This is a genomic window from Spectribacter hydrogenoxidans (genome assembly GCF_031846275.1).
GTDB classification, from domain to species: Bacteria; Pseudomonadota; Gammaproteobacteria; order Nevskiales; family Salinisphaeraceae; genus Spectribacter; species Spectribacter hydrogenoxidans.
In genome coordinates this window covers 23996-39119 of record NZ_JAVRIB010000002.1, presented here as the reverse complement: position 1 = coordinate 39119, position 15124 = coordinate 23996, and the positions used below count along the sequence as shown (strand labels likewise).

The 15124-nt window shown below is 66.6% G+C and carries 16 protein-coding genes; 4 read left to right on the top strand and 12 right to left on the bottom strand.

The genetic code is table 11. The features are described 5' to 3' along the window. Position 1 precedes the first annotated feature (1 nt). The gene (locus tag RM532_RS01975; protein ID WP_311651439.1) at positions 2 to 379 is read left to right on the top strand and encodes a DnaJ family domain-containing protein; all 378 of its coding nucleotides are present in this window, start codon (positions 2 to 4) and stop codon (positions 377 to 379) included. Next, on the top strand, positions 372 to 899 hold the full coding sequence (locus tag RM532_RS01970; protein ID WP_311651438.1) for a GNAT family N-acetyltransferase: 528 nt from the start codon (positions 372 to 374) through the stop codon (positions 897 to 899). Before RM532_RS01975 ends, RM532_RS01970 begins: the two co-directional genes overlap by 8 nt. On the opposite strand, the gene RM532_RS01965 is transcribed toward RM532_RS01970, so the two are convergent. The 4 genes from RM532_RS01965 to RM532_RS01950 form a co-directional block, all read right to left on the bottom strand. Further along, positions 875 to 1363 (bottom strand): DUF488 domain-containing protein, encoded by a 489-nt coding sequence (locus RM532_RS01965; RefSeq protein WP_311651437.1) that lies wholly within the window; start codon positions 1361 to 1363, stop codon positions 875 to 877. The genes RM532_RS01970 and RM532_RS01965 overlap by 25 nt on opposite strands. Before the next feature lie 59 nt (positions 1364 to 1422). After that, entirely contained in the window at positions 1423 to 2577 is a 1155-nt protein-coding gene (locus RM532_RS01960) for an acyl-CoA dehydrogenase family protein (RefSeq protein WP_311651436.1), read from the bottom strand. Positions 2578 to 2665: 88 nt separating this feature from the next. Further along, complete coding sequence (locus RM532_RS01955; protein ID WP_311651435.1) at positions 2666 to 3628, bottom strand: HDOD domain-containing protein; 963 nt, start codon at positions 3626 to 3628, stop codon at positions 2666 to 2668. Between the two features lie 103 nt (positions 3629 to 3731). Beyond that, entirely contained in the window at positions 3732 to 4061 is a 330-nt protein-coding gene (locus RM532_RS01950) for a hypothetical protein (RefSeq protein ID WP_311651434.1), read from the bottom strand. An 88-nt stretch (positions 4062 to 4149) separates the two neighbouring features. Here RM532_RS01950 and RM532_RS01945 point away from each other — a divergent pair, with 88 nt between their 5' ends. Beyond that, positions 4150 to 5052 carry a helix-turn-helix domain-containing protein gene (locus RM532_RS01945; RefSeq protein ID WP_311651433.1) on the top strand — a complete coding sequence of 301 codons (903 nt, stop codon included), beginning with the start codon at positions 4150 to 4152 and terminating at the stop codon, positions 5050 to 5052. 21 nt (positions 5053 to 5073) lie between these two features. Here the strand turns inward: RM532_RS01945 and RM532_RS01940 are convergent, their stop codons facing one another. The 5 genes from RM532_RS01940 to RM532_RS01920 all read right to left on the bottom strand — a co-directional run bounded on the left by RM532_RS01940 (position 5074) and on the right by RM532_RS01920 (position 10932). After that, on the bottom strand, positions 5074 to 5928 hold the full coding sequence (locus RM532_RS01940; protein ID WP_311651432.1) for a class I SAM-dependent methyltransferase: 855 nt from the start codon (positions 5926 to 5928) through the stop codon (positions 5074 to 5076). Positions 5929 to 5983: 55 nt separating this feature from the next. Continuing rightward, entirely contained in the window at positions 5984 to 7888 is a 1905-nt protein-coding gene (locus RM532_RS01935; RefSeq protein ID WP_311651431.1) for a propionyl-CoA synthetase, read from the bottom strand. A 115-nt stretch (positions 7889 to 8003) separates the two neighbouring features. Continuing rightward, positions 8004 to 8948 carry a CbbX protein gene (gene cbbX / locus RM532_RS01930; protein WP_311651430.1) on the bottom strand — a complete coding sequence of 315 codons (945 nt, stop codon included), beginning with the start codon at positions 8946 to 8948 and terminating at the stop codon, positions 8004 to 8006. A 97-nt stretch (positions 8949 to 9045) separates the two neighbouring features. Further along, the gene (locus RM532_RS01925) at positions 9046 to 9468 is read right to left on the bottom strand and encodes a ribulose bisphosphate carboxylase small subunit (protein ID WP_311651429.1); all 423 of its coding nucleotides are present in this window, start codon (positions 9466 to 9468) and stop codon (positions 9046 to 9048) included. A 12-nt stretch (positions 9469 to 9480) separates the two neighbouring features. Next, positions 9481 to 10932 (bottom strand): ribulose-bisphosphate carboxylase large subunit, encoded by a 1452-nt coding sequence (locus tag RM532_RS01920; protein ID WP_311651428.1) that lies wholly within the window; start codon positions 10930 to 10932, stop codon positions 9481 to 9483. 159 nt (positions 10933 to 11091) lie between these two features. On the opposite strand from RM532_RS01920, the gene RM532_RS01915 reads away from it, so the two are divergent. Next, positions 11092 to 12012 carry a LysR family transcriptional regulator gene (locus RM532_RS01915; protein WP_311651426.1) on the top strand — a complete coding sequence of 307 codons (921 nt, stop codon included), beginning with the start codon at positions 11092 to 11094 and terminating at the stop codon, positions 12010 to 12012. Between the two features lie 43 nt (positions 12013 to 12055). Here the strand turns inward: RM532_RS01915 and RM532_RS01910 are convergent, their stop codons facing one another. The 3 genes from RM532_RS01910 to RM532_RS01900 form a co-directional block, all read right to left on the bottom strand. Continuing rightward, positions 12056 to 13081 carry a class I fructose-bisphosphate aldolase gene (locus tag RM532_RS01910; RefSeq protein WP_311651425.1) on the bottom strand — a complete coding sequence of 342 codons (1026 nt, stop codon included), beginning with the start codon at positions 13079 to 13081 and terminating at the stop codon, positions 12056 to 12058. Between the two features lie 147 nt (positions 13082 to 13228). After that, positions 13229 to 14440: a saccharopine dehydrogenase family protein gene (locus tag RM532_RS01905; RefSeq protein WP_311651424.1), complete on the bottom strand. Its 1212-nt coding sequence runs from the start codon at positions 14438 to 14440 to the stop codon at positions 13229 to 13231. After that, a complete protein-coding gene (locus RM532_RS01900; RefSeq protein ID WP_311651423.1) occupies positions 14437 to 15123 on the bottom strand; it encodes an SDR family oxidoreductase in 687 nt (228 codons plus the stop codon). Before RM532_RS01900 ends, RM532_RS01905 begins: the two co-directional genes overlap by 4 nt. Between the last annotated feature and the right edge of the window lies 1 nt (position 15124).

Genomic DNA, 15124 nt, shown 5'->3' with positions numbered 1-15124 from the left:
CATGGATGTACTCGACCGCCTCGCCGAGGAGCGCATCAACCAGGCGGAACGCGACGGCATGTTCGATGACCTGCCCGGGGCCGGGCAGCCGCTGGCCCTCGATGACGACCGGGACGTACCCCCGGCCCTGCGGGCCGGCTACCGCCTGCTGAAGAACAGCGGCTTTCTGCCGCCGGAACTGGAAATCCGCCGCGAACTGCACAGTGTGGAAAGCCTGCTGGCCCAGGCCGACCTGGCAAATGCCGAACGCGACCGGGCCCGCAAGCGGCTGGTTCTGCTGCAAGCCCGGCTGGGGGAATCCCGTCTCGGTCGCGGTCTGCGCGGCGCCGGCGCGGCCTACGAAAGCGAGCTGCATCGACGCCTGGGCCGCCGTGACTAACGGCATCACCCTGCGTACCGCTGACGACGATGCCGACCTCGACACCATCGCCGCCCTGGCCCACCGCATCTGGCACGACTACTACCCCGACATCATCACCCGCGAGCAGATCAACTACATGCTGGCGCACGGCTACGGCCGCGACCGGCTGCGGGCCGACATCACGGCGGGCGTGCGCTATCTGCTGGCGCAAACGCACCCGGCCGGGCCGGCGGTGGCGTTCGCGGCCCACGGGCCGGACGAAACCGACGCCAGCCGCTTCTGGCTGCACAAGCTGTACGTGGACCGGGCGCAGCGCGGCCGGGGTCTGGCCCGGCAACTGGTGAATACGGCGCTGCTCGATGCCCAAAAGCGGGACTGCGAAAAGCTCTGGCTGCGGGTGAACCGCGACAATCATCTGGCGGTGGCCAGTTACCGCCGGCTGGGCTTCGTCGTTGAAGCCTGCCACGTGCAGGACATCGGCGGCGGCTTCGTCATGGACGATTACCTGATGGCTCAGCCGGTCAGCGCAAAGGGATAGCTCACCCGTCCGTCGTCCACCCGGGCGAACGAGGTGGGCCGATGCGTGTCGGTACGCCCCCCATCCAGAATGTGCCGGACAGTACAGCCGCGGGCGTCGGCCGCGTCCGCGATCAGCCAGCGATGGCACTGACCCGGGTCGGCCTCGGCGCACATCATCACCGTGGCGGTATCGGCGGCGTCAGCCAGCAGCGCCTGCAGGGCGGTGTCGAAGTCGGCGGTCTGCATGTGATCGGCGTAGGCCGCGAAACCCGGCGAGGACCAGCCCTGGTTGACCGAATCCGGCGCGCGTTCCCGCATGCCGCCCAAGGCCGGGGCGTGCCGGTAGCCGATGCCGGCATCGGCGAGGCTGTCGGCCAGATCCTCGCGGTTTACATGCGGGTGTCGCCTGGAACGCGGGATGCGGCGAACATCAACCAGACGCCGGATGCCGTGCTCTCGCAGGAGGGCGAGCAGGGTTGCCATATCCCGATCGGAATGGCCAATGGAGTACAGCGCCACCACGCGTCTGCCCCGCGGGCTGGTTACTTGCCGACCAGCGACCGGGCAATCAGCTCCTTCATGATCTCCGAAGTGCCGCCATAGATGCGCTGCACCCGGGCGTCCACGAAGGCGCGGGCAATCGGATACTCGCGCATGTAGCCGTAACCGCCGAACAGCTGCAGGCAGCCATCGGCCACCCGGCACTGCATTTCGGTGGCGGCGTACTTGACCATGGCGGCGTCGGTGACATCCATGGTGCCGGCCTCGAACTTCGCCAGGCACTTTTCCATGAATGCCCGGTTGAGCTGGATGTCGGTCTGCATCTCCGCCAGGGAAAAGCGGGTGTTCTGGAAGCTGCCGATAGGCTGACCGAAGGCCTTGCGCTCGTTGACGTAATCGATGGTGATGGCCAGCGCTCCCTCGGCGGCGCCGATGGCGCCGATCGCCAAGGCCAAGCGCTCGCGCGGCAGCTCGTCGATGAGATGACCGAAGCCGCCGTTACGGGAACCCAGCAACGCATTCCCGGACAGACGCAGATCATCGAAGAACAGCTCGGCGGTATCGCCCGCGTGCTGGCCGATCTTTTCCAGGTTGCGGCCGCGCCGGAAGCCGTCGAGCGAGGTATCCACCAGGAACAGGCTGGTGCCGCGGGCACCGCCGCCGGGTTCAGTACGCGCCGCCACGATCACCAGATCGGCCTGCCCGCCGTTGGTGATGAAGGTCTTGGCACCGCTCAGGATCCAGTCGTCGCCGTCCGCCACCGCCTGCGAGCGCATGCCCTGCAGATCGGAGCCGGCGCCGGGCTCGGTCATGGCGATCGCCCCGATGGCGTCGCCGCTGGCCAGTCGCGGCAGCCATGCCTGCTTCTGCTCCTCCGTGCCCATGTGCAGCACGTAGGGGGCGACGATATCGGAGTGAACGGTCACGCCGGTGGCCAGGCCGGTCAGACCCTGGCGCGAAAGCTCCTCGACGATTACCGCGGACATGGCGAAATCGCCGCCACCACCGCCGTATTCCTCAGGCATGTCCACACACAGCAGGCCGGACTCGCCCAGCTGGTTCCAGATCTCGCGCGGAATGTGTTCCGCCTCTTCCCAGGCTGCGTATTGCGGCGCGAGTTCGTTCTCGGCGTAACGGCGGACGGTATCCCGGAACAGGTCGAGTTCGGGGTTGGCGCTTTCGGCTGCGGCGTGCATGGCGGTCTCCGGCAGAAGTTATCGCCGGAAGCATAGCAGGGGCACTTGGTCGGACGCCCACCCGGAAGTCGGGGTCGCCGCCCGGCGGTTACCCTCGAGCGGCTTGCGATATCGGCTCGTCTGCCCCCGTCTCGCCGCGGTCCGCCAGCAGCACGTCGGCGCGCGCAAGCAAGGCATCCGCCTGGTCGGAGGGAAGCGTGGCCGCATCATAAAGACTGGCGACTTCGCCCATCCGCGCATGCACCTCTTGCATCACGCCGGCAACCGCGCCCAGGGACAAACCGAGCGATCGCCGGCAATCCGCGATGACCTGCTGCAGCGTCGCCGCCTCCATGCCCCCGAGCCATACATCGGCGATCCCGCCGGACAGGGCCACGCAGCGATTGAACACGGCAGCCGGGTCGTCACTGCGCCCCACCGCCACGTGATGGCTATGGGCCACCGCCTGAGTCCACGGGCCGGGCATGCGCCAACGGCCGAGCAACCAGGCACCCACCGCCGCATGGTCGCAGCCGAGATCATCCAGCTCGTAGACGCAGACCAGATCGTGGTCGGCCAGCGACGGCAGGTCGCCATAGAATCCCGGGGTGCTGCGGGCCAGCGCCAGCATGCCGATGTCCTGGATCAGGCCAACCAGAAACAATGACTCGCCCTGGGGCTGCCCGGCGGCCTCTCCCAGCGTCCGCGCGGCGGTGGCCGCCAGAAACGCCCGCCGCCAGAAACGTTCGTAATCGAAGGCATCGGTGGCCAGTCGCCGCAGCTGATCGACCAGCGTGAACGACAGCGCCAGACTGACCGCGGCATCCGTACCCAGCAACACCAGGGCCTGTCGCAGGCCGGTAACGGGTTCACTGCGACGGTACAGCGCCGAATTGGCGGTGCGGAACAACCGGGCCGTGAGCACCGGGTCACGCGAGACCAGCTCGGCCAGCCGGGCCAGGTCGATATCCGGGTCCGCTGCCTGCTCGATGAGGCGGGCCGCCACCGCACTGGGCGATGGCAGATTCCCCAGTGCCCCCAACCGTGACGCCAGTTGCGCCGATACCGTCATCCGCAGTGCCCTCGCCAATCCCCACGATCAAGGGGCCGGCGTCCATCGCCGGCCCCTGGCCAGTTATCGCCCGACGCGGACTTTCATTGAGGCATCGACCACTTCAGACCCGATCGGCAGCCATCTGCCTTGCGACGGCCTGATCGTCAGGGGCGGGGCGCAGCAGCAGGTAAAGCAACGGTCCGATCATGCCGCCGGCCAGCGTCACCGCCACATAGGGCCAGGGATTGGCACCCCGCGCCCGGGCATCCGCAACCATCCAGACACAGATCAGCCCGCCGGCGATGACCAGGTCGGCCAGTATCTGCATGCTGCCCCAGTCCGACAGCCCGGCCTGCCAGATGCCGAGATAGCCCACCTGCAGCAGGGCGTAGCCGGTGACGGCCAGAAAGTCCACGAGTACCAGCAGCACAAGCCATTTCTTCCAGTCCATGATGTTCTCCGCAAGTGAATGGGCAGGACCGAGCATCGACCGGCCGCATCATCGCCGCAATTACCTGCGAGGTAGTTGTTTCGATCCCGTGGCGAGCGCAATCTTTGCCGAGACCACCAACCTGCCGGGACGCCGCGCGATCATGTCGAGCACCAATCCGAACCTTCGTCACGATACCGGCTGCGACAGTGGCTTCGGGCCGGCCCTGCGACGCTGGCGCGGCGAGCGGCGACTGTCGCAGCTGGAACTGGCCCTGGCCGCGGGCGTGTCCCAGCGACACGTCAGCTTCGTCGAATCCGGCCGGTCCCGCCCCAGCCGCGACATGGTGCTGCAACTGGCCGAGGCCATGGATCTACCCCTGCGGCAGCGCAACCAGTTGATGGTGGCGGCGGGTTTCGCCCCGACCTATGCCCAGCGCGATCTCGGCGATCCCGACATGGCGGCGGTCAATCAGGCGCTGGACCTGATCCTGACCCACCACGAACCCAATCCCGCGCTGGTGCTAGACCGGACCTGGAACATGCTGCGCAGCAACCACGCGATGACCCGCATGCTGGGGCTGCTCGGCGATCCGGATGTCCGCTGGACCCGGGTCTGCGGCAACGGCCCCCGCAACCTGCTCAAGCTGACCTTCCATCCCGAGGGGGCCCGCCCCTTCATTCGCAACTGGGAGGAAGTGGCCCACCTGCTGCTGTGGCGCAGCCGCCGGGAAGCCGACGCCACCGCCAACGCCGAACTGCACGCCGTGATCGACGAAATTCTGGAATACGACGGCATCCCCACCGAGTGGCAGGCGCTGGACCATCCGGACGGTCTGCCTGCACCGATCCTGCCGGTGGAATACGGCATCGGCGAAGTCCGTCTGAGCCTGTTTTCCATGCTGTCGAGCTTTGGCACGCCGCTGGATGTCACGGCGGAGGAAGTGCGGGTGGAAACCTTCTTCCCCGCGGATGCGGCCAGCCGGCACCTACTAGAAACACTCGCCGGCTAAAGTCTGCAATCGTGTGGCCGCTCAACCCGCCGGCTTGCGGAACTTCAGCGTCATCCGGTCGGACTCGCCGATTTCCAGGTATTTCTGGCGGTCCTTGTCGCCCAGGCGCAATGTCGGCGGCAACGTCCAGACGCCTTCCGGATGATCCGCGGTGTCCTTCGGGTTGGCGTTGATCTCGCTGGACTCCACGAACTCGAAGCCGCTGCGGGCAGCCAGCAGCTTGACGTGCTGTTCGGTGACGTAGCCGCTGGCTTTCATGGCGTCCAGCGAGGTGCCGGGCTTGGCCCGGTGCTCGACCACACCGAGGATGCCGCCGGGCTTGAGCGCTTCATACATGCCGTCGAATACCAGCGACGCGTAGCCGTCCTTAATCCAGTTGTGCACGTTGCGGAAGGTCAGCACCCGGTCGGCGCTGTTCTCGGGGGCGACCCGCCAGTCTTCCGGCGGCCCCATGGCGGTGGGCTTGACCCGGTCATAGACTCCGGGGTTGTCGCGCAGCTTGGCCACGTACTCGCGCTGGATGCGTTCCCGGTATTCGGGGACGGTGACCGAGCGCAGGGAAAAGCCGGCCGCGTAGAAGGTGCCGCTGTCGCGCAGATAGGGGGCGAGGATTTCCGTGTACCAGCCGGTGCCGGGCCAGATCTCGACTACGGTCATGTCCGGGGCCACGCCGAAGAACTGCAACGTCTGCACCGGATGCCGGTACTGATTGCGGGCGATGTTGGCGTCGGACCGGTGATCGCCCCTGGCAACCCGGGCCAGCTGTTTCCCTGCCGCCGTGGTCGGCTGGTAGCCATCGTCGGCCGTCGGCGTTCCCGCGCAGCCGGTCATGCACCATGCCGCAGCCAGCGTGGCTGCCATTGCGCCTAATTTCATTCGTACCCCCTCGGATTGAACCACTCGCTGCACGCTTGGACCGGCCGGCCCGGTTTCAGTTTCCGGCCGGATACCCCACCGTGTTCAGCGCCCGGCCGATCTCGTCCAGGATTGCCGGATCATCGATGGTCGCGGGGATCTTCACCTCGTCGCCGTCGGCGAGCTGGCGCATGGTGGCACGCACCACCTTGCCGGACCGGGTTTTCGGCAGACGGTCGACAATGACGCACTGGCGGAATGCGGCCACCGGGCCGATTTCCTCGCGGATCTTGGCCACCAGTTCCGCCACCAGTTCGTCCTTGCTGCGGTCCACCCCGCTCTTTAGCACCACCAGGCCCAGCGGCAGCTGACCCTTCATGGCGTCGGCCACGCCGATCACGGCGCACTCGGCCACGTCGGGATGGGCGGCCAGGACTTCCTCCATCGCGCCGGTGGAAAGACGATGGCCGGCCACGTTGATCACGTCGTCGGTGCGGGCCATCACCCACACCCGGCCCTCAGCATCGAAGTAGCCGGCATCGCCGGTGCGGTAGTAGCCGGGGAAGCGTTCCAGATAGGCGGACTTGAAGCGATCGTCATTGCCCCAGAGGGTGGGCAGACAGCCGGGCGGCAGCGGCAGCTTCACCGCAATGTCGCCCATTTCCTCGCGCGGTTGTTCGTTGCCCTGCGGGTCGAGTACCTGCACGTCGTAGCCGGGCACCGGCATGCCGGCGGAACCGGCCGGGATGTCCAGCGGCTCGATACCCATGCAGTTGGCGGCCACCGACCAGGCGGTTTCGGTCTGCCACCAGTGGTCAATCACCGGCACGCCGAGCATGTCACGGGCCCAGTAAAGCGTGTCCGGATCGCAGCGCTCGCCGGCCAGGAATAGATGCCTGAAACCGGACAGGTCGTAGCGGCTGACGTGCTCGCCCTTCGGGTCTTCCTTCTTGATCGCGCGAAAGGCGGTCGGGGCGGTGAACAGGACCTTCACGTCGTGATCGGCGATCACCCGCCAGAAGGCGCCGGCGTCCGGCGTACCCACGGGCTTGCCTTCGTAGAGGATGGTGGTGTTACCGGCCAGCAGCGGGGCGTAGACGATGTAGCTGTGGCCGACCACCCAGCCGACGTCAGAGGCGGCCCAGAACACCTCGCCCGGCTGCACGTTGTAGATGTTTGCCATCGACCAGTGCAAGGCCACGGCGTGGCCGCCGTTGTCGCGCACCACGCCCTTGGGCTGACCGGTGGTGCCGGAGGTATAGAGGATATAGAGCGGATCGGTGGCCGCGACCGGCACGCAATCGGCCGGGGTTGCGCGGCCCAGGCTGGCGGCCCAGTCGTGGTCCCGCCCGTCCACCAGTCCGGCTTCGGCCTGCGGCCGCTGGTAGATCACGCAGGACTCGGGCTTGTGGGTGGACAGATCGATCGCCTTGTCCAGCAGCGGCTTGTATTCCACCACCCGGCCGGGCTCGATGCCGCAGGAGGCAGCCAGTACTACCTTGGGTTTGGCGTCGTCGATGCGGGTGGCCAGTTCGTTGGCGGCGAAACCCCCGAACACCACGGAATGCACCGCCCCCAGCCGGGCGCAGGCCAGCATGCCGATCACGGTCTGCGGAATCATCGGCATGTAGATGATCACCCGGTCGCCGGCGGTCACGCCCAGATCGGCGAGCACGCCCGCAAACCGCGCCACCTCGTCGCGCAGCTGGGTGAAGGTGAAGGTCTGCTGGTTGCCGGTGGCCGGGCTGTCGTAGATCAGCGCGGCCTGATCACCCCGGCCGGCGTCGACATGGCGGTCGACGCAGTTGTAGCAGGTATTGAGCCGGCCGCCGGCGAACCAGCGGTAGAACGGCGGATTGCTGTCATCCAGCACCCGGTCCCACGGCTGGTCCCAGTGCAGCGCCTGCGCCGCCTCGGCCCAGAAGCCTTCCGGATCGGTTCGGGCATGCTCGTAGGTTCTGCGGTAGTCACCTGCCGCCATTGTCGTCTCCTCCTGCTGTTATCTTGCCGGGCGTTTTCGCCGCCCATGCGAACAGAGTGTGACGAAGCGCGGCGACCCGCAAGTCGCCCGAACGGGTAGTGCGACCCCGCGGCGGTCAGGGCGAATCGGCAGGTTCGTCGAATACCCGGCTGGCGCGGATGTCGTCAGCGGTAAGCGTCACCAGATCACGCTTGGTGATGGTACCGCCGCTCTGGAACAGCCGGTTGGCCTGGCGCAGGCGGGCACGGTCCAGCGCGTTGCGAATGGACCGGGCATTGGAGAAATGCGGCTGCTGCATGCGCCGCTCGACATACTCGCTGAAGGCGGTGCGCGCCTCCTCGCTGAGGTGGTAACTCTGCTCGGCGAGCATGATGTCGCCGATGGCCAGCAGCTCTTCCGGTTCGTAGTCCGGAAAGTCGATGTGGTGGGCGATGCGCGAGCGAAAGCCCGGATTGCTGGTGAAGAACTTCTGCATGCGATCGCCGTAACCGGCCAGGATCACCACCAGATCGTCGCGGCGGTTCTCCATCACCTGCAACAGGATCTCGATCGCCTCCTGGCCGTAATCGCGCTCGTTCTCCGGGCGGTACAGGTAATAGGCCTCGTCGATGAACAGCACCCCGCCCATGGCCTTCTTGATCACTTCCTTGGTCTTGGGCGCGGTGTGGCCGATGTACTGGCCCACCAGATCATCGCGGGTTACCGAGACGAGGTGTCCCTCGCGCACGTAGCCCAGCCGGTGCAGGATTTCGGCCATGCGCTCGGCCACCGTGGTCTTGCCGGTGCCGGGGTTGCCGGTGAACGACATGTGCAGGGTGGGCGCACCGGATTCCAGATTGAAATCGCGCCGCACGCGGTCCACCACCAGCAGCGCCGCAATCTCGCGGATGCGGGTCTTGACCGGCTTGAGGCCCACCAGCGTCCGGTCGAGGTCCTCGAAGACCTCCTGTACCCGGGACTGCTCGTATATTTCCTGCAGGTTGATCTCGGCGTCATCCGGCAGAACCTGCGGGGCCTCGGCCGGCTCTTCCGTGTCGTTGGCAGTATCGGTGTCGCTCATGGTCCGGCGTTCAACAGGTGTGAAACGGGCATGACTGGTCCCGGCGGGCCCGCCACCCGATCGTCGGGCAGCGGGCCAACACCGGAATCAACCATCGTCAGCCAGTGTAGCGCTGACCGTGCGGCTTGTCCGTGGCGTAGCTGTGCACGGTGTACCGCACCTGGCGGCCCTCGCATTCCTGGCGCACCACGCCAAAGCCGGGCTCGGTCGAGGGGCGGTTGACGATGAACGACAGGCGCGGCGTCTCCCACCCGCGGGTGGAGTCGAAGCCGACGATACGGATGTAGGTCTCGGGGTAGGTCTTGCGACACTCCTCCAGATCCATCATCACGCCGGCCGGGTCGCTGAGGTCGAACATCGGCTGGCCCCAGAGCTCCCAGTAGGTGTTGCGGGGATGCGGGTCGTCGGTGTACTCGATGCCCACCGACCAGCCGTTGTCGATGCAGTACTTCACCTGCTTGCTGATCTGCTCGTCAGTCAGTTCGGGCAGGAACGAAAAGGTGCCTTGGGTAATGCGCATGGCGGCGTCTCCTCAGGAGCTGGCGGTGGCGGTGGGAACAAAGTCCGGCGTATCGGTGGACGTGTACTCGAAGGTGATGTCCTTCCAGGTGTCCAGCGCGGCGCGCAGCGGCGAGCAGTCCTTGGCCGCCTTCTGCAGGATGTCCGGCCCCTCTTCCATGTAATCGCGGCCCTCGTTGCGGGCCATGATCATGGCTTCCAGCGCCACCCGGTTGGCGGTGGCGCCGGCAGCGATGCCGTCCGGATGACCGATGGTGCCGCCGCCGAACTGCAGGACCACATCCTCGCCCAGATAATGCAGCAGCTGGTGCATCTGGCCAGCGTGGATGCCGCCCGAGGCCACCGGCATCACCTTCTTGAGCGAGGCCCAGTCCTGATCAAAGAAGATGCCGTGCGGCAGATTCTGCTCGTTGTAGGGCTCGCGCAGGATGTCGTAGAAGCCGGCCACGGTGTTGGGATCGCCCTCCAGCTTGCCGACCACGGTGCCTGCATGGATGTGGTCCACGCCGGCCATGCGCATCCACTTGGAGATCACGCGGAAGCTCACGCCGTGGTTCTTCTGCCGGGTGTAGGTGGAATGACCGGCCCGGTGCAGATGCAGGATCATGTCGTTCTTGCGGGCCCAGTTGGCCATCGACTGGATCGCGGTGTAACCGATGACCAGGTCGATCATGATGATGCAGGAGCCGAGTTCCTTGGCGAATTCGGCCCGCTCATACATGTCCTCCATGGTCGCGGCGGTGACGTTCAGGTAGTGGCCCTTGACCTCACCGGTGGCGGCGCTGGCCTTGTTCACCGCTTCCATCACGTACAGGAAACGATCACGCCAGTGCATGAAGGGCTGGGAGTTGATGTTCTCGTCATCCTTGACGAAGTCCAACCCGCCCTTGAGCGCCTCGTAGACCACGCGGCCGTAGTTGCGGCCGGACAGGCCCAGCTTGGGCTTGGTGGTGGCGCCCAGCAGCGGGCGGCCGAACTTGTCCAGGCGCTCGCGCTCGACCACGATCCCGGTGGGCGGGCCCTGAAAGGTCTTCAGGTAGGCCACGGGCATGCGCATGTCTTCCAGACGCAGGGCCTTGACCGCCTTGAACCCGAACACGTTGCCGATGATGGAGGCGGTGAGGTTGGCAATCGAGCCTTCCTCGAACAGGTCCAGGTCATAGGCGATGTAGGCGAAGAACTGGTCCTCGCTGTTGGGCACCGGGTCCACCCGGTAGGCCTTGGCGCGATACAGCTCGCAGGCCGTGAGCCGGTCGGTCCACACCACCGTCCAGGTGGCGGTGGAAGACTCGCCGGCCACTGCCGCAGCGGCCTCCTCCGGATCCACGCCGGGCTGCGGAGTAATCCGGAACAGGCAGATCACGTCCGTATCCTTGGGTTCGTAGTCGGGCTCCCAGTAGCCCATCTTCTTGTAGGGGATAACGCCGGATTCGTAGCGTTCCTTACCGCGTATTGTCTCGGACATGTCGCCTCCGATGCTGTTTCTCGTGCCAGTGTCGGTCTGCTGGTTGCCGCCGGGACCGTCGCCGGGGCGACTTGCCGGGAGTAACCGGATCAGACATAAATGTACCTAATGCAAAAATTTAATCTGATAAGTTTTACTCAATAAACAGGGAGCAAGCCTGTGCACCTGACCCTGCGTCAACTCCAGGTCTTCGCCGCCGTGGCCGAACATGCCAGTTTCAGCAAGGCCGCGGCCGAACTGCACCTGACCCAGCCGGCGGTCTCCATCCAGGTCAAGCATCTCGAGGAGTCCATCGGCCTGCCGCTGTTCGAGCGCATCGGCAAGAAGCTTTTCCTGACCGAGGCCGGCTCCGAACTGCGTTACTACAGCCAGAGTATTGCCCAGCAGCTTGACGACGCCCGCGAGGTGTTCGCCCAGCTCAAGGACGCCAGCCGCGGCCACTTGCGGGTGGCCGTAGCCACCACCGCCAATTCCTTCGCCAGCCATCTGCTGGCTGCCTTCAGCCGTCTCTATCCGAATGCCGTGCTCAGCCTCGACGTCACCAACCGCACCAGCCTGATCCGCCAGCTGCGCAACAACGAAACCGACATGGTCATCATGGGCAAGCCGCCGGCTGAACTCGAGCTGGTCGGCGAGCCGTTCATGGACAACCCGCTGGTGGTCATTGCCGCCCCGGGTCATCCGCTGGCCACCGGCGACCGGCGCCTGCGACTGAATGCGATCACCGATGAACGCTTCGTCATGCGCGAGACCGGTTCCGGCACACGCGCCGCCATGCAGCGCTTCCTCACCGAACACGGGCTGGAAATCACCATCGGCATGGAGATGACCAGCAACGAAGCCCTCAAGCAGGCAGTGGCCGCCGGCCTCGGGCTGGGCGTGACCTCCCGCCACACCCTGCAGCCGGAACTGCAGGCCGGTCAGCTGGTGGTGCTGGACGTCGCCCATTTCCCGATCGTGCGCCAGTGGTTCGTGGTACATCGCCAGGGCAAGCGGCTGTCGCCGATCGCCCAGGCCTTCCGCCAGTTCGTGATCGCCGAGGCCGGCAATGTCTGGCCTGCCGTCGCCGCAGGCGGCTGACACGGATGCGTGTTGGTGGACAGCGTGCGTCATGGCCGGGGGATCAGGCCGCCTGATCCTGGTCGGCGCGGTATTCGCCGCGGGCGGCCGCACTGTTCATGGCCGCGCGGTGCACCAGCAGCCGCTGGGCCTCGGCCACGTTCTCTGGCTTGCCCGCCCAGTGCTTGAGCGCCGGGCCCTGCAGGGCGCGGGCATAGGAGAAGGTGATCGGCCAGGGCGTGTGGTCGTCGGCCTGCCGGTTGATCTCGTTGAGGTGCTCGGTGGCCAGCACGTCCGACTGGCCGCCGGACAGGAACGCGATCCCGCTGACCGTGGCCGGCACCGTGTTCTTGAGACAGCGCAGGGTGTACTCGGCCACCGTGGCCACGTCCGAGGTCTGGGGGCAGTCCTTGGCATCCAGCACCATGCTGGCCTTGAGGATCAGCCCCGGCAGATGCACCCGCTGGCTGCGCAGATGGGCGAACAGCCGGACCAGTGTCTCGCAGGTGACCTCATAGCAACGGTCGATGTCGTGCTCGCCGTCATAGAGCACTTCCGGCTCCACGATCGGCACGATGCCGGCTTCCTGGCACAGCGCGGCATAGCGAGCCAGCGCGTGGGCATTACCCTCATAGCAGCCGTCGCTGGGAATGCCCTCGCCAATGGTGATCACGGCCCGCCATTTGGCGAACCGCGCGCCCATCTCGTAATACTCGGCCAGGCGATCCCGGAGACCATCAAGTCCCTCGGTAACCTTCTCGCCGGGATGGCCGGCCAGATCCTTGGCCCCGGTATCCACCTTGATCCCCGGAATCATGCCGTTGTCGGTCATGACCTGCGGGAACGGCGTGCCGCCGGCATCCGCAGTACGGATGGTCTCGTCGTAAAGAATCGCGCCGCTGACGGACTCCGACAGGCCCGCGGCGCCGAGCAGCAGGGCGCGGTAGTCGCGCCGGTTGTCGTCGGTGTTGTCGACGCCAACGTCCGCCAGACGCTTGCCGCAGGTAGGCGTGCTTTCGTCGATGGCGAGGATACCCCGGCCGCCGCCGACCAGGTCCTGTGCAATCGTTTCCAGTGCTGCTTGATTCATGAGCGTCCTCCAGCGCTGTGGAATCCGGGGAGGTGAGCCTCCGCTAGTGGACGGCGAAATTAGCGCAGCATCTGTATAAATAAAAATTAAAGTTCATTAGTTATTGCATATGTTTTATTTATTCTTCAGTCGGGGTGTGACGCCCGGTCAGCTCAGATCGCGCCAGGTCGCGACCACATCAAACCCCATGCCGGCACGCTGCAGCCGTTGCCGCAGTGGCGGTCCCAGTACCGTTGCCGGGGTCCCGATGCCGGGGCGCACCGCCGCTTCTTCATGGGCCAGGCAAAGGAGCGATTCGCCCAGCATGCGGGCGGTTTCGTCGTAACCCGGGTCGCCGCCGCTGACCCGGGTGTGCACGGATTGACCATCCGCCGCGCGGCCCAGGAAATGTACCTCGAACCAGCCCCGGGCGCGCTCGGCCTCGTCCGGACCCTCGCCGGGGGACCGCATCGCCAGCAGCGCCTTGCGCACCGGCGGTACCTGGGCGCCCACGAACAGGCCCGCCACGCCGGCCACGCCCGCGGCCAGCACCGGCAATCGCCGCACCGCCACGTAATGGCCGTAGCGGAAGTCCGGCCCGTATTCGTCCAGGGCCCGGGCAGACCGCTTGACGATCTGCGGATCGATGCTGGGAAAGGGACAGACCCAGGCCTTGAGGCGCGACTCCCAGCGAACGCCCGGCGGAGTACCCCGCACGCGCCGGGCACCGTTGCTCCCCGGCGAATCGCCGCGCTGACGCCGGCGCTGGGCGGCATAGTCCCGCGCCCGGCTGAAGGCGTGGATGGCGGAATGCCAGGTGCCGCCAGAGGGCCGGCCGCCGGCCCGCACGAAACCTTCCACGGTAAGCGGCTGGTCTGTCGGCAACTGCTCGACGGTGAACTGCGCGCCCAGGTCATGGGGAATGGAATCGAACCCGCAGCAATGCACGATGCGGGCGCCGCTGTCGCGGGCCGGCCGATCGTAGCGGGCCAGCATGCGATCGACGAATTCCGGCTCGCCGGTCAGGTCGAGATAATCCGTGCCGCAGTGGGCTGCTGCCCGCACCAGGGGCTCGCCGTAATGGATGTAGGGCCCGACGGTCGTGGCCACGGCCCGGGCATCGGCCACCACCGCCTGCAGCCGATCGGCATCGGCCAGATCGATTTCGATCAATGGCAGTTCGGCGAGATCCGGGTTCAGCGTTGCCAGCCGGGGGCGAACCGCTTCCAGTCTGGCGACATTGCGTCCGGCCAGCGCCCAGTTCAGCCCGGCGCATTCGGGCTGCGTGGCCAGGTACTCGGCAGTCAGGCCGCCGGCAAACCCGGTGGCCCCGAACAGGATGAAATCGAACCGGCGCGACCCGCGCTCGGCGACGGTCACGAGGCCGGCGCCGGCCGCAGGAATATCTCGTTCACGTCCACCCGGCGCGGCCGGGTCAGGGCCCAGACCACGGCATCGGCGATGTCCTCGGCCTGCAGCACGCCCGGCTTGGGCTCGTCGAAGAACGGTGTGTCCACCATGCCGGGCTCGATCAGCGTGGTGCGGATGCCCTCGTCCTTGACCTCCTCGCGCACGTTGTAGCCCATGCCGGTAACCGCCCACTTGGTGGCGGAATACATGGAACCCGGAATGGTCGTCCGCCCGGCCGCGGAACCGGTCAGCAGGATATGGCCCTTGGTCTTTTTCAGTTCGGCCATGGCCGCCCGCAGGGTGTAGGCCACGCCGAGCACGTTGATCAGGGTCATGTCGCGCCAGACGTCGGGATCGGCGCCGGAGAAACCACCCGGTTCACCGCCGCGACCGGCATTGGCGAACACTGCATCCAGCCGGCCGAAGTGGGCAACGGTCTCCGCCACCATTGCTTCCTGCGCGTGGTAGTCGGTCACGTCGCAGTCGATGGCCAGCGCTTGCTCGTCACCACCCAGTTCCGCGGCCAGATCGGCAAGCTTGTCCCGGCGCCGGGCGGCCAGCGCCACCCGGAATCCGGCCGCCACGGCCGCCCGCGCGGTGGCGGCGCCGATGCCGCTGGAGGCGCCGGTGATGAGTAGTACGCGGTCAGACACG

Coding starts and splice junctions, on each gene's coding strand:
- RM532_RS01975 (WP_311651439.1), top strand. CDS start 2: ATGGATGTACTCGACCGCCTCGCCGAGGAGCGCATCAACCAGGCGGAA.
- RM532_RS01965 (WP_311651437.1), bottom strand. CDS start 1,363: ATGGCAACCCTGCTCGCCCTCCTGCGAGAGCACGGCATCCGGCGTCTG.
- RM532_RS01960 (WP_311651436.1), bottom strand. CDS start 2,577: ATGCACGCCGCAGCCGAAAGCGCCAACCCCGAACTCGACCTGTTCCGG.
- RM532_RS01955 (WP_311651435.1), bottom strand. CDS start 3,628: ATGACGGTATCGGCGCAACTGGCGTCACGGTTGGGGGCACTGGGGAAT.
- RM532_RS01950 (WP_311651434.1), bottom strand. CDS start 4,061: ATGGACTGGAAGAAATGGCTTGTGCTGCTGGTACTCGTGGACTTTCTG.
- RM532_RS01940 (WP_311651432.1), bottom strand. CDS start 5,928: ATGAAATTAGGCGCAATGGCAGCCACGCTGGCTGCGGCATGGTGCATG.
- RM532_RS01935 (WP_311651431.1), bottom strand. CDS start 7,888: ATGGCGGCAGGTGACTACCGCAGAACCTACGAGCATGCCCGAACCGAT.
- cbbX (WP_311651430.1), bottom strand. CDS start 8,948: ATGAGCGACACCGATACTGCCAACGACACGGAAGAGCCGGCCGAGGCC.
- RM532_RS01925 (WP_311651429.1), bottom strand. CDS start 9,468: ATGCGCATTACCCAAGGCACCTTTTCGTTCCTGCCCGAACTGACTGAC.
- RM532_RS01920 (WP_311651428.1), bottom strand. CDS start 10,932: ATGTCCGAGACAATACGCGGTAAGGAACGCTACGAATCCGGCGTTATC.
- RM532_RS01910 (WP_311651425.1), bottom strand. CDS start 13,081: ATGAATCAAGCAGCACTGGAAACGATTGCACAGGACCTGGTCGGCGGC.